Raw genomic sequence first — 14,319 nt, 5'->3', positions numbered from 1 at the left:
TTACTGGCTCACCCAGACGATACGGGCAACCCACTCGACCTTTTCCAGCGGCGTGGTTGCCGGGGTGCCCTCGCCGTCGAGCGGCAGCGTCTCGAGCACGCGGGCGGTGCGCCGGTAGAGGGTGCGGATCAGCACCTTGCCATCGCGCTGCTTGAAGACCACGCGGTCGCCGCGCCGCAGCGAGGCTGTGGGCGAGACCACGATCACATCGCCGTCGCGATAGATCGGGTCGTGCTCATCGCCGTTGACCTCCAGTGCGTAGACCCGCTGGTCGTTCAGGCCGGGAAAGGCCAGGGCGTCCCAATGGCTGCCCGAGGGCAGCCCTTTGGCGTCGAAATAGCCGGAGGATTCCACTTGAGCCAAGCCGATCAAGGGAACGATGGTGCTGTTGGGTGACGCGCAGCCCCCTTGGCCGTTCACCAGCATGGCGAACTCGACGATGTTCGATCCGGTTGCGCGCAGGATCTTGGCGACGCTTTCGGTGGTCGGCCAGCGCGGACGGCCGTCAGCGGTGAACCGCTTGGACTTGTTGAAGGTGGTCGGGTCCAGGCCCGAGCTCTTGGCAAGACCGGAAGTGGACATATTGCTGCGCGCGGCCAGCTCGTCGATCGCCGACCAAATGTGATCATGCAAAAACATGTGCTTACTCTCAAATGACAAACGGACAGCAAACAATTAGAGGGATATTCCCTGCTTGAAATCCGGACTGCGGGAGGCCGCTGGCAGCGTGCCGCGCGCACCCGGCGCTACATTCAATGCGGGAAAATTTTTGTAAACACAACCATAACGATACTCCATGTCGCACAGAACCCGCCCCTGGTCCACAAATGTGAGCTAAAGCCTAGGATGCCTGCCGATTTTTTTGCTCTGATCCGGCCAATGCTGCAGGTGGTCGACGCCGAGAAGGCTCACCGTCTGACCATACGGGCGCTCAGCACGGGGCTGGCGGCGACCGGCCAAACGGACGATCCGCGGCTGGCGACGCGCGCATTCGGCGTACTCCTGCCCAATCCGATCGGCATGGCTGCCGGTTTCGACAAGGAGGCCGAGGTGCCCGATCGCCTCATCGCTCTTGGCTTCGGTTTCACCGAGGTGGGCACGGTCACGCCGCGACCACAACCAGGCAACCCAAAGCCTCGGATCTTCCGCCTCAAGGCAGATGCTGCAATTATTAATAGGCTGGGGTTCAACAATCAGGGGCATGATTGCGTAGCCCGACGTCTTGAGCGGTTCGATCGGAAGTTGCTGATAGGTGTGAATATTGGCGCCAATAAGGATTCAACGGATCGAATTGAAGACTATGTTCTTGGCGTTAGGCGATTTGGTCCATTTGCCCGCTATCTCACCGTGAATATATCTTCGCCGAACACGCCAGGGCTTCGCGATCTTCAGACAGGCACGGCCCTGCGTGTGCTGCTCGCGCGGGTGATAGGGGCACGGGACGAGGTGGCGGACCAGCTCGGCCGCGCGGTGCCGATCCTGGTCAAGGTCTCGCCAGACCTGGCGGACGAGGACCTGGACGAGGTCGCTTCCATTTGCCTGGCAAACGGAGCGGATGGTATCATTGTGTCCAATACCACGGTGACCAGGCCTGCCTTGCACTCTCCCCATGCGCAAGAAAGCGGCGGCCTGTCCGGTCCGCCGCTTTTCCTGCGTTCGACGCGGGCGCTGGCGCGGGTCTACCGACGGACAGCGGGGAGGCTTCTGCTGGTCGGGGTGGGCGGGGTCTCATCAGCAGAGACGGCGCTCGAGAAACTCCGCGCCGGCGCCACCCTCATCCAGCTCTATACCGGCCTCGTCTACCAGGGACCCAAGCTTTTGTCCGACATAAAGCGCGGGCTGGTCCGCCATCTGGACCAGCGGCAGATGGCGGGCCTGACTCCGCTGATCGGCACGGGCGCCGAGGAATGGGCCGAGCGCAAGCTCGACCCGAGCTGATGAGAACGCGGCAAAGGCGGCGCTCAGAACTTCGTCTTGGCGTACTTGTTCAGAACACCGACGATGCCTTCGCGGAACAGCAGCACGCAGACGACGAACACGACGCCCTGCACCACGGTGACCCAGCCGCCGAGGGATGCGAGATAGTTTGACATGCCCACGATCACGCCGGCGCCGACGATGGGGCCCAGCACCGTGCCCATGCCGCCGATCAGCGTCATCAGCACCACCTCGCCCGAGGTGCCGAGGCCAACATCCGTGAGCGAGGCGAGCTGGAAGACGATGGCCTTGGTGGCGCCGGCGAGGCCGCTGAGGGTCGCGGATAGCACGAAGACCACGAATTTGTACCGCGAGGTGCGGTACCCAAGCGAGATCGCGCGGGGCTCGTTCTCGCGAATGGCCTTGAGCACCTGTCCGAAGGGCGAATGGATCACGCGATAGATGATGGCAAAGCCGGCCAGGAACACCACGGCCACGACGACATATAGCGTAAGGTCGTTGTGAAGGTCGAAAACCCCGAACAGATGCCCCCGGGGAACGCCTTGGATGCCATCCTCGCCGCCGGTGAAGCCGGTGGCCTGCAGACAGAAGAAATAGACCATCTGGGCAAGCGCCAGCGTAATCATGGCGAAATAGATGCCGGTGCGCCGGATGGCGACGGCGCCGAACACGGCACCAAGCACGAGAGCCCCAAGAGTGCCGAGCAGGATGGCGAATTCCGGGTTAAGGTTCCAGTGGAGGGCCGTATAGGCCGAGATATAGGACGCCATCCCGAAATAGGCGGCATGGCCGAACGAGAGCAGGCCGCCATAGCCCAGCAGCAGATTGAAGGCCATGGCAAACAGGGCGAAGCACAAGAGCTTCATGACGAAGACGGGATAGGCGACGAAGGGCGCGACGACCAGCAGCACCGCGATGATCGCGAACAGGATCCGGTGGCTGCTGGAGGCAGCCTCGCTTTCGATGGTGACCGGGTCGGTATCGACAGGCGCCTTGGTGACGGATTCCGACATTATGCAGCCCTCCCGAACAGGCCTGTGGGCTTAACAAGCAGTACGATGACCATGATGATGAAGATCACGGTCGATGACGCTTCGGGGTAGAATACCTTGGTGAGGCCTTCGACCACGCCCAATCCGAAGCCGGTGACGATCGAGCCCATGATCGATCCCATGCCGCCGATGACCACCACGGCGAACACCACGATGATGAGATCGACGCCCATATTGGGGTTGACCGAGTAGATCGGCGCAGCCAGCACCCCGGCGAAGGCGGCAAGCGCGACACCGAAGCCATAGGTGAGCGTGATCAGCAGCGGCACGTTCACCCCAAAGGCTTGCACCAGGGTGGGGTTTTCCGTGGCCGCGCGGAGATAGGCGCCGAGCTTCGTCTTCTCGATCATGTACCAGGTGGCGAGGCAGACGATGAGCGAGGCTACGACCACCCATCCGCGGTAGTAGGGCAGGAACATGAAGCCGAGATTCTGGCCGCCGCTCAGCTGTGGCGGCGCCGCATAGGGCAGGCCGGACGAGCCGTAGTAGTTGCGGAAAATACCCTGGATGATCAGGGCAAGGCCGAAGGTGAGCAGCAACCCATAGAGGTGGTCGAGCTTGGCGATGGGCGCGATGAGCGTACGCTCGATGAGGATGCCGATGGCGCCGACCACCAGGGGAGCCACGATCAGCGCCCACCAGTAGTTCAGGCCGAGATAGGTGAGGGCCATCCAGGCAGCGAAGGCGCCCATCATGTAGAGCGCCCCATGGGCGAAGTTGATGATGTTGAGCATGCCGAAGATCACGGCAAGCCCAAGGCTCAAGATGGCATAGAACGAACCGTTGATCAGCCCCAGCAGCAGCTGTCCGAACAGGGCTGCCGTGGGTACTCCGAAAATGGTGGTCATGGGCTAGCTCCCGGCCGGGCTCGACAACTGATGATGCAAAGAGGATTTGGCGCGCTGGGCGCCGTTCTTGTTCTGATTACGCATGACCGGCCCCGATATATGCCTCGATCACCCGGGGATCCTTCGATACCGTGGCATAATCGCCTTCCGCCAAGACCTGGCCGCGCGCCAACACGGTGATGCGGTCGGAAAGGGAGGCGACCACCGACAGATTGTGCTCCACCATCAATACCGTGCGGTCCTTGGCGACCTTGCGGATGAGCTGCGCGATACGCTCGACGTCCTCCTGGCTCATGCCGGCCATGGGCTCGTCGAGCAGCAGCATCTCAGGGTCCAAGGCTAACGTGGTGGCGATTTCGAGCGCGCGCTTCCGGCCATAGGAGAGCTCAGCCGCGAGCGCGGCCACATAGTCTTTCAGCCCCACTGCCTCGATCAGCGCCTTCGCCTCGCCATCGAGCGAATGCAGCACCTTTTCGGAGCGCCAGAAGTCGAAGCTGTCGCCGCGCCGGCGCCGCTGCAGCGCGATGCGAACATTCTCCAGCACCGTCAGATGCGGGAACACCGCCGAAATCTGGAAGGAGCGGACAAGGCCCAGCCGGGCCACATCGGCGGCCTTCAGCCCAGTGATATCCTGGCCCTTGTAGCGGATCGTTCCGTGCGACGGCGCCAGGAACTTGGTCAGCAGGTTGAAGCAGGTGGTCTTGCCGGCGCCATTGGGTCCGATGAGCGCGTGGATCTCACCCCGGTGCACCTTCAGCGATACATTGTCCACGGCGCGGAAGCCGAAGAACTCCTTCGTCAGGTCCTTTGTTTCCAGAATGACATCTGGTTCCATGAGCCCTCCCATTGTTCCCCGTCGCCGACGTTACGCCAGCTTGCGCCGTTGACCAAGCTTGGCGCATCTATGCAGCAGCCTGCCACATGACCAACCGGCTACAGGAAAGGTACCGGGATAAGCAAGTTTGCCGGCTGGGGCAATTATACGGATGGGCCATCCAGGCAAAGCCCGTCGCTCGGGCCTCGACCAGCTTGCGCGCTGGAAAGCAGGCGGCTACCAAGGCGTGCGATTGCACGAATTCACAGATTGTGAGGAGAGGGCTGCCCATGGGACCTTTGGCGGGATTCAAGGTGATCGAAATGGCTGGCATCGGCCCAGCTCCGTTCTGCGCCATGCTGCTCTCGGATATGGGCGCGGAGGTGGTGCGCATCGACCGGGAAGCGTCGGCTGATCTTGGCATCGAGATGCCTGCTCCCTACAGCGTTTCTCAGCGCGGCCGCCGGTCCATCGCGCTCAATCTCAAATCGCCGCAAGCGGTGCGGGCCATCAAGAAGATGGTGGCGCAGGCCGACGCGATCATCGAGGGGTTCCGCCCGGGCGTCATGGAGCGCCTCGGCCTCGGGCCGGACGAACTGTTGGGTATCAATCCCAAGCTGGTCTACGGCCGTGTGACCGGGTGGGGGCAGACCGGGCCGCTGGCCAAGGCTGCGGGCCACGACATCAACTATATCGCGCTGACTGGCATGCTGCATGCCATCGGTCCGGCCGAGCGGCCCGTGCCGCCCCTGAATCTGGTGGGCGATTTCGGCGGCGGCGCCCTTTACCTTGCTTTCGGGGTCGTCTGCGCCCTGCTCGAGGCGAGCCGTTCGGGCCAGGGCCAGGTCGTGGATGCGGCTATGGTGGACGGCGCGGCATCTCTGGGCGCGCCCCTCTATGGGATGTATGGCGCAGGGCTCTGGCGCGACCGCCGGGCCGACAACCTGCTCGATGGCGGGGCGCCTTGGTATGACGTCTACGAGACCAAGGACGGCAAGTTCGTGTCGATCGGCGCGATCGAGCAGCGCTTCTACGACCTGCTCCTGCAGACGCTCGGGCTGACCGATCCAAAATACCGCGATCGCAGCCACGACAACTGGCCCGTGCTGCGCGAGGCGTTTGCCAGCGCGTTTCGCAGCCGCACACGGGACGAGTGGTGCGCCGTCATGGAGGGCACGGATATCTGCTTTGCCCCAGTGATGTCGCTGGCGGAGGCGCGGGCGCATCCGCACATGGCCGCCCGATCGGTGTTCGTCGACTGTGATGGCGTCATCCAGCCCGCGCCCGCTCCGCGATTCAGCCGCACGCGCGAAGGCATCCAGTCGCCACCGCCGGAACCGGGACAGCACACGGAAGAGGTGCTGCGGGACTGGGGCTTCTCGTCAGAGGAGATCGCGGCGCTGAAAGCCAAGCCGGAACGCGCGGCTGCAACCGAAGCGCAGGCCTGAAGCCGCAGGAGCCCCGGCAAGGTCCGGCGCATACGGTGCCTGGCGAATGCGATGCGGCTTGACAGGGCGACGGCTGTTGCTCCCTTTGAGGCAGGGAGCAAGGAATCACCAAGACATGAGCGATGCAGGAGGAGACATAGCGGTCGGGCGGGTGCTTCGCGACAATCTGACGGAGCGGGTCTATCGCGAGCTTCGCTCGGCCCTGATGGAAGGGCGCTTCTGGCCGGGACACCGGTTCAAGATCCGCGAACTGGCGGCCAGCCTTGGTGTCTCCGAAACCCCGGTGCGCGAGGCGCTGATGCAGCTTGTGCGCGAGAAGGGGCTGGACATGGAGGCGGCGCGATCGATCACCGTGGCCGAGCTGAGCCTTGCCCAATATCTCGAGCTTCGCGAAATCCGGCTATTGCTTGAGGGATTGGCGGCAGAGGCGGCAACGCCGCTGATCAGCGACAGCCAGGTCTCCTATCTGGCCGCTCTCCACGAACAGCTGATCGAAGCGGAAGAGGCCGGCCGCTGGTTCGATGCGGTCCGCGCGAACTGGGACTTTCACTACGGCCTATACAAGGTGGCTGATCGGCCCGAGCTCCTGGCCATCATCGAAGGGATATGGCTGCGCAACGGGCCGTTGGTGAATTATCAATATCCCAATGCGCGGCCGACCTACCCGGGGCGGCACAGGCATCTCGACATACTCGATGCGCTGCGGGCGCGGGATGCTGCAGCGGTGCGCGAGCATGTGCAGAACGATATGCTCGAAGGCGGCCGCCTGCTCGTGCAGCTGCTCGGCCGGCTCGAAGCCGGCGAGATTACCCGCGAGGAGCTGCATCGGGATGCCCATGCGGCCAGAGCGGATGCCGCTATCGCCAGACGGGCGCGGGCCCGCGGCTGAGCGCGGTCGTTCGGTCAGGCGCTGTCCGCCACCGCGATCATGCCGGCCTCCGCCGCCTCGAGCACGCGGGCAATGTCGCTTTCCTGATGGGCGGCCGAGAGGAACATGTTGTGCTTTGGGTGGAAATAAGCACCCGCGCGCAAGGCGCCGGCGCAGAACAGCTGGCCTTTGTGCAGGTCCGCGTCATCATCGAAGAGCACCAGCGGCATTTGCACGGGCCCGGTCTGGCGCAGGCTGACGCCATATTTCGCGGCCAGTGCGCTTAGGCCGTCGCGGAGCATGGCGCCCATGGCCTCCATATGGGCAATGGCCTTGATGTCGCGCAGGGTCTCTATGGTGGCGATTGCCGCTGCCATGGCGACCGCCCCATACCAGAACGAGCCGGTGATATAGATCTTGGTGGCCGCCTCGCGAAACTTGTCATTCCCTGTCACCGCTGCGAGGGGATAGCCATTGGCAATGGCCTTGCTGAAGGCGCTGAGATCCGGCCGCACGCCGAGCGGCTCCCAGCTGCCGGCAAGATCGATGCGGAAGCCGGCGCGCACGTCGTCCAAGATGAGCGCCGCGTCGGCAGCGGTGCAAATCTCTCGTGCCCGCCTGGCGAAAGCCACACTGGCCATCTCCTGGTCGCGGGCGAGGTCGTGGCGGAAGGCGGTGACGATGATGCCGGCGAGGTCGTCACCGGCTTCGTCTGCGGCGGCCTCGAGGCTTGCGACGTCGTTATAGTCGAAATGGATGATGTGGGCGCGGTCCTCGGCGGTGACGCCCGCCAGGGATGGGGTGCACCAGGGCACAGCGCCGTGATAGGAGCCACGTGCCACAAGGATCTTACGGCGGCCGGTGCCGGCGCGGGCCATGGTGACGCAAGCGGTCGTGGCATCGGTCCCGTTTTTCTGCAGCATGGCCCAATCCGCATGGGCGATGGTGGCAACCAGAAGCTCAGCCAGCTCCACCAGAACTTCCGCCGGCCCGTTCATGGCATCGCCCAGGCCGCGTTGCCGGGCGGTGGCCTCCTCGACGGCCGGATGATGATGCCCCAGCACATTGGGGCCCCAGCTGCACATCAGGTCCACGTACTCGCGGCCGTCAACATCCCAAAGCCTGCACCCTTCCGCTCGCGCAAAGAACTGCGGGTAGGCAGGGCTGAGATGCCGGGTGCTCATGTGGCCCCACATGCCGCCGGGGATCACGGCTTCGGCACGCCGGCGCAGGGCGGAATCGCGCGAGTTGGTGAGGCTTTCCATCGGGTCGCTTTCCAGAAGATCGTTGAATGTGATATATCATATAAAATATAGAGCGGAAAGAAAATCAGCGTCCGGGCCACGATCACCGGCTGCTCCGGGGCCCATATGAGACGTGCTGGTATGAAGTGCGGATCGGGTCCGAAGCGAAGATGCTCCGCTCCGGACCCGAGATGATCGTCAGCGGCTGAGCTCGGCGAGCGGCAGGTTGCAGCAGGCGCTGTAGCGCACGCCCTTCACGTCGTTGCGATAGGCGAGGATGAGATTGGGGCTGACAATCGGGAAGATGATGCGGTCCTTGATCATCTCCAACCCGATCTCGTGCCAGATCTTCGCCGCCTCGTCGCCGCTGGAGGCCAGCGCCTTCTTGTAGAGCTCGGCTTCACGTGGGTTGAAGTCGCCGGGGTCCTTGAGGCCGGCGCGGCGGGCCCAGGGGCTGCCTTCGGTCATCCCGAAATATTCGACATATTGGGCGGTGCCGAAATAGTCCGGTGCATAAAACACGGCCGTGAGCGGAATGCCGTCGCCATTCACCCGCTCGCGCCACGTTGAGAACTGCACAGGCTGCAGCTCGATCTTGATGCCGACCTTGGCCATGTCCTGCTGCACCTTCTGCATCAGGAGCGACAGGTCGATGCCATAGGCGTTGAGGTTGGGGAAGGTGGCCTCAAGGGTGATGCCGTCGGGATGGCCTGCCTTGGCGAGCAGCTCCTTGGCCTTTTCCGGATTGTATTCGGGCTCGGGATAGCCGCCGCCGCCGGGGAAGCCGATCGGGATCGGCGCGGTGATCACCTGGCCCTCGTCGCCGATGGTGAACTCGATGATGCCCTTGCGGTCCAGAGCATATTCGAAGGCTTCGCGCACCTCCTTCGTGAGGGGCACCTTGTTGGCCTTGGCGCCCGGGGATAGCGCGAGATAGATGAAGTTGTAGGACGGCACCGTCTTCACGGTCACATCCGGGTTCTGCAAGGTCTTTGCCGTGTCCGGATCGATCTGCATGGCGATGTCGGCGCTGCCGCTTTCCAGCATCTGCGCCTGAGCGACCGCGTCCTTCACCTGACGGAAGACGATGGCGCTCACCGCCGGCGGCGTCCGCCAATAGGCGTCATTGCGCTTCAGCCGGAGCTCCGCATTGGGGTCATAGCGCTCGAGCACGAAAGGCGCGCTGCCGGCGGAGTTCTGCAGGAACCAGGCCTCGGCATTGTCTTTCCTGTCCGCATCGGGCCCCGCCTTGGCGCCATTCGCCTCGGCCACATCGCTGTTTACGATGGCCGTATAAGGCGCGGAGGCTATGTTCACGAACTCCGAGTTGGGCGCGGTCATCTTCACGACCACGGTGCGCGCGTCGGGGGTCTCGATCGAGGCAACATTACCCATCAGGAACGAGGCGCTGCCCTTCAGGTTCTTCAGGCGCTCCCACGACCATTTGACGTCCTTGGCCTCGACCGGAGAGCCGTCCGAGAACTTGGCATCGGCCGCGAGCGTGAAGGTGAACTCCGTCTGGTCGCCATTGGCCTTCCATGACTCGGCCAGGAGGGGCACGAGCTGGTTCTCAGCATTGAGCGTCACCAGGGTCTCGTAGACGCTGGAATTATAGATCTGGCATGTGTCGCAGAAGGCGCGGTGCGGATCGAGCGAGTTCAGATCCATGTTGCGCGCGATCACCATCGGGCGGTCATCCTGGGCCGAAGCCGGCGTCGGCGCGGCAACAGCCAAGGCCATGAGCCCGGCGAGCAAGAGACTTCGTGTCCTCATCATGTCTGCTCCCTCCTCCAGTTTTAAGCGGCCATCATGCCATCGCACGGGCATGGGGCCAGCCAGTCTTCGTCAGCAGTGACAAGACGTCTGCAATCTTTTCAGGACCGCCCAGGGCGGCGCGGTTCAGCGGGGCCGAGACCACGGGCGCTGCCAAGCTGCCGGTGACGTGCAGCACCTCGTGGTCGAGGTGATCGAACAACCGGTGCTGGATCTCCTGGGTCAATCGACCGCCTAAGGAGAGGCCGCGCGCCACCTGCTCCACGATTGCCACTCGGTTGGTACGCTTGACGGAGTCCTCGACAGTTGCCCAATCGAGCCCGGTCGGATCAAGGGTCCGCAGGTCGATCACCTCGGCGTCGGTGCCGGTGCTCTCCACCACATCCAAGGTGGTCTGCACCATGCTCGCCGCGGTGAGGACGGTACAAGCCGCGCCCGGCCGGACCACCCGCGCCCGGCCGAACGGGATGTAGTAGTCCAGATCGTTGGCGGGGACCGGGCCTTCGTTCTGGAACAGGGCCACGTGCTCGATCACCACCACCGGGTCATCGCAGAGCAAGGCCGAATTCATCAGGCCCACATAGTCAAAGGGTGTGGAAGGGGCCACGATCCGCCAGCCGGGAAATGAGGCGAACAGGCCGGACGGATCGCCCGAGTGCTGCGAGCCGTAGCCGGTGTGAGGCGAGACGCGCACCCGTACCACCAGCGGCACTGGAAATCCGCCACCAAACATGTGCCGCACCTTGCCGACCGCATTGAACAGCTGGTCGGCGGCGACAATGCAGAAATCGCCGAACATGATTTCGACGATCGGGCGCAGGCCGCACAAGGCTGCGCCGAGGGCGATCCCCACGAAGCCGTTCTCGGCAATGGGCATGGCCAGCACCCGCTCCGGCCAGCGTTCGAGCGCGCCTTTGGTGGCGCCGCTGACGCCGCCGCGCAGCCGGTGGACATCCTCGCCCATGATGACGATGCGGTGGTCGCGTTCCATGGCGCGCGCGATCACTTGCGAGGCAGCGGTGATATATTTGGTGGTGGCGAGCTCCGCGGGGGCATAGTCCTCGATCTCGCGGAAGCGCTGGCCGGCGAGTTCCGACAAATCGCCGCGGATGTGATGGTCGATCTCGGCTGGATCCGGCCACAGCCGTTCCGGTATCTGCAAGCTGTTGCCCCCGGGCACTGGCTGGGTCAGCTTGGCGGCTGCCTCTTCCACGGCGGCCTGGGCCCGTTCTTCCAAGAGGGCGATGTCATCGGCGGTGAGGATGCCGAGCTCTGTCAGGCGGGCGGCGCCGGTGACGATCGGGTCCTGCGCCCGCCATTCCTGCTCCTCCTCGCGGGTGCGATAGCCGAACTCGCTGCCCGGCCGGCTGCCGCTCTGGTGCAGGAACCGGTAGCAGATTGCCTCGATCAGCACCGGCCCTCCCCTTCCAGCGATGATGGCGCGGGCCTCCTGCATGGCGCGGCGCACGGCGATCATGTCCATGCCGTCGACCTCGATCGCCGGAATGCCGAACATGGGCCCGCGTGAGGTCAGCCGTGTCTCGCGGGTCTGCTCGCGGAGGTGAGTCGAGACGGCGTAGAAGTTGTTTTCGAGGAAGAAGATGACCGGCAAATCGTAAAGGGCGGCGATGTTCAGGGCTTCGTGAGAAACACCGGCCATGAGCGTGCCGTCGCCGAAGAAGCTGACCGAGATGCGCCCCGTGCCGAGCAGCTTGTCGGCAAGCGCGTAGCCCGCCGCGTGCGGAAGATTGCCGCCGATGATGGCGCTGGTGCCGGGAATGCCGGAGGGGTCGTGACGCATATGCATCGACCCGCCACGGCCGCCACAGAAGCCGCTGTTAAGGCCCATGATCTCGGCCATGAGACCCTGTAGGGCGCCGATCATCGGGGGCGCGAAAGGTTGCGCCAGCGGGTCGAAGTTGGGTGGCGTCTGCGCATTCACCAGTTTCGCCAGCACCTGGTGATGGGCACGGTGGGTGCCGTTGATGCGATCGGTCGTGTTCAGGACCGACATGGCGCCGACCGCGCCGGCCTCCTGGCCGATGCTGGCATGTGCGGGCCCGTGAACCAGGCCGGCATTGGCAAGATCCAGGATCTTTTCCTCGAAGCGCCGGATCAGCAACATCTGCTGATACCAGCGCGCAAGATTGCGCCGGTCCTCGGCAGCCCAATCATCGGCGCCGACCTCGAGCCGGTACCAGGGTGTGTCGGTTGTGATCGGCCGGCGGCTCGCCACGAGAGTGCTCTCCCTATCCGGTATATGAAATATCCGAATCGGTCTTGGTCTTACTATCCTGAAATTGTTCCTCCCCTGGGCGCAGGCGCAGATTCGAATTGCGGAATTTAATTCCATCTTCCTTGCCACAGAAGCTAAGCCGTGGAAGGCTCGATGAGCAACCGATATTTGCGATGTGTTCCGAGTAGACTGAAGCGAATGATACGGGATGAGGAAAGCTTGGCCGCGCTGGTCGAGACGGTGCGTCGGTTCGTGGCCGATCGGCTGGTGCCTTTGGAGGCGCAGGTCGACCACGACGATGCCATTCCCGAGGCGCTCGTGGACGAGATGCGCGGGCTGGGGCTGTTCGGATTGTCCGTGCCGGAGGCCTATGGCGGCCTGGGCCTCACCATGGAGGAGGAGGTCCACATCGCCTTCGAGCTGGGGAAGACCTCGCCGGCATTCCGCTCGCTCATTGGCACCAATAATGGCATCGGTTCGCAGGGGATCGTGGCCGACGGCACGGAGGAGCAGAAGGCCGAGTGGCTGCCGCGGTTGGCCCGTGGCGAGATCATCGGCTCCTTCGCACTGACCGAGCCGGATGCCGGATCGGACGCCGCCTCGCTGCGCACCACGGCCGAGCTTGACGGCGAGGACTATGTGCTGAACGGCACGAAGCGCTTCATCACCAATGCCCCGCGGGCCGGCTTGTTCACGGTCATGGCGCGGACCGGCGGGCCCGGCGCGCCTGGGATTTCGCCGTTCCTGGTGGAGCGCGGCAGGCCGGGCCTCATCCTCGGCAAGGTTGACCGCAAGATGGGGCAGCGCGGCACCGTCACCTGCGACGTCGTCTTTGAGAACTGCCGCGTGCCGGCGCACAACATCATTGGCGGGGTGCCCGGACTCGGGTTCAAAACCGCTATGAAGGTGCTTGACCGCGGCAGACTCCACATCGCGGCCGTCTGTGTCGGGCTTTCCGAACGCATGATCGTCGACAGCCTCGCCTATGCCATGGGCCGGGTCCAGTTCGGCAAGCCTATCGCTGAATTCCAACTGGTTCAGGCCATGCTCGCCGACAGCCGGGCCGAGGCCTATGCCGCCCGCTGCATGGTGCTGGACGCAGCCCGCCGCAGGGACGAGGGGCGGGCGATCACCGAGGAAGCGGCGGCAGCCAAGCTGTTTGCCTCCGAAATGGTCGGCCGGGTGGCGGACCGCAACGTGCAGATTCATGGCGGCGCCGGCTATATGGCCGATTATGCCGCCGAACGCTTTTACCGGGATGTGCGCCTGTTCCGGATCTACGAAGGCACCTCGCAGATCCAGCAGCTGGTCATCGCCCGTGAGATGATCAGGCGCGCGCAAGGTTGAAGCGGCCCGCTCGGCGCATCAGGCAAGCCATCGCCGCGGCGCTCGGGGGCATGATCTTTCAGGGGCGAGACGATTTCCGCTCGTTGCAGTTTCTTCATCTGTGCGCGGGTATATCCAGGCCAGGAAAGTCGCTGTCGCTGGCCAGCTTTGAAGACGAGAGGAGATTAGTCCATGTCCGATCTTATAGTCGTCGGTTTCGATGATCCTGCCGAAGCCGATCGCGTTCTCCTGAAGCTTACTCAGCTCAAGAAAGAGCATCTGATCGATCTCGAAGACGCGGTCGTGGTTGTCCGCGACCCGCAAGGGAAGGTGCAGCTGAAACAGAGCGTCAACCTGATGGCGCTCGGCGCAGCGTCCGGCGGCTTGTCCGGCGGGCTGTGGGGCGCCCTGGTTGGGTTATTGTTCCTCAATCCGCTGGCCGGCTTTGCTCTTGGCGGCATGATCGGCGCGGGCACCGGCGCCCTTTCGGGGTCGATGATCGACTATGGCATCGACGACGGGTTCATCAAGCAGCTGGCCCAGACCATCCCGAACAACAGCTCCGCACTGTTCGTGCTGGTGCGCAAGGCGCAACCGGAGAAGGTGCTGGCCGAGCTGCAGGGCATCCACGGGCGCCTGCTGCGGACTTCGCTTGCCCCGGATCAAGAGGAGAAGCTGCGTGAAGCGCTCGAGGCGCATGTAGGGTCGGCTGCGGCGGCAGCACCGACCCCTGTCGTGCAAAGCACGCCAAGTTCAGCGCCACAGAGCACAG

The 14,319-nt window shown here is 64.0% G+C and carries 11 protein-coding genes and 1 pseudogene; 5 read left to right on the top strand and 7 right to left on the bottom strand.

Translation table 11 applies throughout. From position 1 onward, the window contains the following. The gene (locus tag E4P09_RS04625) at window positions 1-639 is read right to left on the bottom strand and encodes a S24 family peptidase (protein WP_137388373.1); all 639 of its coding nucleotides are present in this window, start codon (window positions 637-639) and stop codon (window positions 1-3) included. A 207-nt stretch (window positions 640-846) separates the two neighbouring features. Between E4P09_RS04625 and E4P09_RS04620 the strand changes: the two genes are divergently transcribed. Next, on the top strand, window positions 847-1,938 hold the full coding sequence (locus E4P09_RS04620; protein ID WP_137388372.1) for a quinone-dependent dihydroorotate dehydrogenase: 1,092 nt from the start codon (window positions 847-849) through the stop codon (window positions 1,936-1,938). Window positions 1,939-1,961: 23 nt separating this feature from the next. On the opposite strand, the gene E4P09_RS04615 is transcribed toward E4P09_RS04620, so the two are convergent. The 3 genes from E4P09_RS04615 to E4P09_RS04605 all read right to left on the bottom strand — a co-directional run bounded on the left by E4P09_RS04615 (window position 1,962) and on the right by E4P09_RS04605 (window position 4,673). Then, complete coding sequence (locus tag E4P09_RS04615) at window positions 1,962-2,951, bottom strand: branched-chain amino acid ABC transporter permease (protein WP_137388371.1); 990 nt, start codon at window positions 2,949-2,951, stop codon at window positions 1,962-1,964. Then, window positions 2,951-3,838 (bottom strand): branched-chain amino acid ABC transporter permease, encoded by an 888-nt coding sequence (locus E4P09_RS04610; RefSeq protein ID WP_137388370.1) that lies wholly within the window; start codon window positions 3,836-3,838, stop codon window positions 2,951-2,953. Before E4P09_RS04610 ends, E4P09_RS04615 begins: the two co-directional genes overlap by 1 nt. A 76-nt stretch (window positions 3,839-3,914) precedes the next feature. Beyond that, window positions 3,915-4,673 (bottom strand): ABC transporter ATP-binding protein, encoded by a 759-nt coding sequence (locus tag E4P09_RS04605; protein ID WP_137388369.1) that lies wholly within the window; start codon window positions 4,671-4,673, stop codon window positions 3,915-3,917. 269 nt (window positions 4,674-4,942) lie between these two features. Between E4P09_RS04605 and E4P09_RS04600 the strand changes: the two genes are divergently transcribed. After that, window positions 4,943-6,100 carry a CaiB/BaiF CoA transferase family protein gene (locus E4P09_RS04600; protein WP_170984228.1) on the top strand — a complete coding sequence of 386 codons (1,158 nt, stop codon included), beginning with the start codon at window positions 4,943-4,945 and terminating at the stop codon, window positions 6,098-6,100. A 115-nt stretch (window positions 6,101-6,215) separates the two neighbouring features. Then, window positions 6,216-6,989: a GntR family transcriptional regulator gene (locus E4P09_RS04595; RefSeq protein WP_137388368.1), complete on the top strand. Its 774-nt coding sequence runs from the start codon at window positions 6,216-6,218 to the stop codon at window positions 6,987-6,989. Between the two features lie 14 nt (window positions 6,990-7,003). On the opposite strand, the gene E4P09_RS04590 is transcribed toward E4P09_RS04595, so the two are convergent. The 3 genes from E4P09_RS04590 to E4P09_RS04580 all read right to left on the bottom strand — a co-directional run bounded on the left by E4P09_RS04590 (window position 7,004) and on the right by E4P09_RS04580 (window position 12,221). Next, window positions 7,004-8,233: an aminotransferase class III-fold pyridoxal phosphate-dependent enzyme gene (locus tag E4P09_RS04590; RefSeq protein WP_137388367.1), complete on the bottom strand. Its 1,230-nt coding sequence runs from the start codon at window positions 8,231-8,233 to the stop codon at window positions 7,004-7,006. Window positions 8,234-8,410: 177 nt separating this feature from the next. Next, window positions 8,411-9,952: an ABC transporter substrate-binding protein gene (locus tag E4P09_RS04585; protein WP_239025090.1), complete on the bottom strand. Its 1,542-nt coding sequence runs from the start codon at window positions 9,950-9,952 to the stop codon at window positions 8,411-8,413. Between the two features lie 67 nt (window positions 9,953-10,019). After that, window positions 10,020-12,221, bottom strand: a complete 2,202-nt coding sequence (locus E4P09_RS04580; RefSeq protein ID WP_338048983.1) for a dehydrogenase E1 component subunit alpha/beta — start codon at window positions 12,219-12,221, stop codon at window positions 10,020-10,022. A gap of 198 nt (window positions 12,222-12,419) precedes the next feature. Here E4P09_RS04580 and E4P09_RS04575 point away from each other — a divergent pair, with 198 nt between their 5' ends. After that, window positions 12,420-13,568, top strand: a complete 1,149-nt coding sequence (locus E4P09_RS04575; RefSeq protein ID WP_137388364.1) for an acyl-CoA dehydrogenase family protein — start codon at window positions 12,420-12,422, stop codon at window positions 13,566-13,568. 171 nt (window positions 13,569-13,739) lie between these two features. Further along, a pseudogene (locus E4P09_RS04570) lies at window positions 13,740-14,264 on the top strand (DUF1269 domain-containing protein); the annotation flags it as partial. Between the last annotated feature and the right edge of the window lie 55 nt (window positions 14,265-14,319).

Source organism: Rhodoligotrophos defluvii (assembly GCF_005281615.1).
Classification (GTDB): Bacteria; Pseudomonadota; Alphaproteobacteria; order Rhizobiales; family Im1; genus Rhodoligotrophos; species Rhodoligotrophos defluvii.
Note: the sequence above shows the minus strand (reverse complement) of the source record. Positions and strands in the feature narration are given on the sequence as shown.

What these genes read in the sequence shown, in the direction of transcription:
- E4P09_RS04590 (WP_137388367.1), bottom strand. Translation starts at nt 8,233, where the DNA reads ATGGAAAGCCTCACCAACTCGCGCGATTCCGCCCTGCGCCGGCGTGCC.
- E4P09_RS04625 (WP_137388373.1), bottom strand. Translation starts at nt 639, where the DNA reads ATGTTTTTGCATGATCACATTTGGTCGGCGATCGACGAGCTGGCCGCG.
- E4P09_RS04610 (WP_137388370.1), bottom strand. Translation starts at nt 3,838, where the DNA reads ATGACCACCATTTTCGGAGTACCCACGGCAGCCCTGTTCGGACAGCTG.
- E4P09_RS04615 (WP_137388371.1), bottom strand. Translation starts at nt 2,951, where the DNA reads ATGTCGGAATCCGTCACCAAGGCGCCTGTCGATACCGACCCGGTCACC.
- E4P09_RS04620 (WP_137388372.1), top strand. Translation starts at nt 847, where the DNA reads ATGCCTGCCGATTTTTTTGCTCTGATCCGGCCAATGCTGCAGGTGGTC.
- E4P09_RS04600 (WP_170984228.1), top strand. Translation starts at nt 4,943, where the DNA reads ATGGGACCTTTGGCGGGATTCAAGGTGATCGAAATGGCTGGCATCGGC.
- E4P09_RS04585 (WP_239025090.1), bottom strand. Translation starts at nt 9,952, where the DNA reads ATGGCCTTGGCTGTTGCCGCGCCGACGCCGGCTTCGGCCCAGGATGAC.
- E4P09_RS04605 (WP_137388369.1), bottom strand. Translation starts at nt 4,673, where the DNA reads ATGGAACCAGATGTCATTCTGGAAACAAAGGACCTGACGAAGGAGTTC.
- E4P09_RS04575 (WP_137388364.1), top strand. Translation starts at nt 12,420, where the DNA reads ATGATACGGGATGAGGAAAGCTTGGCCGCGCTGGTCGAGACGGTGCGT.
- E4P09_RS04595 (WP_137388368.1), top strand. Translation starts at nt 6,216, where the DNA reads ATGAGCGATGCAGGAGGAGACATAGCGGTCGGGCGGGTGCTTCGCGAC.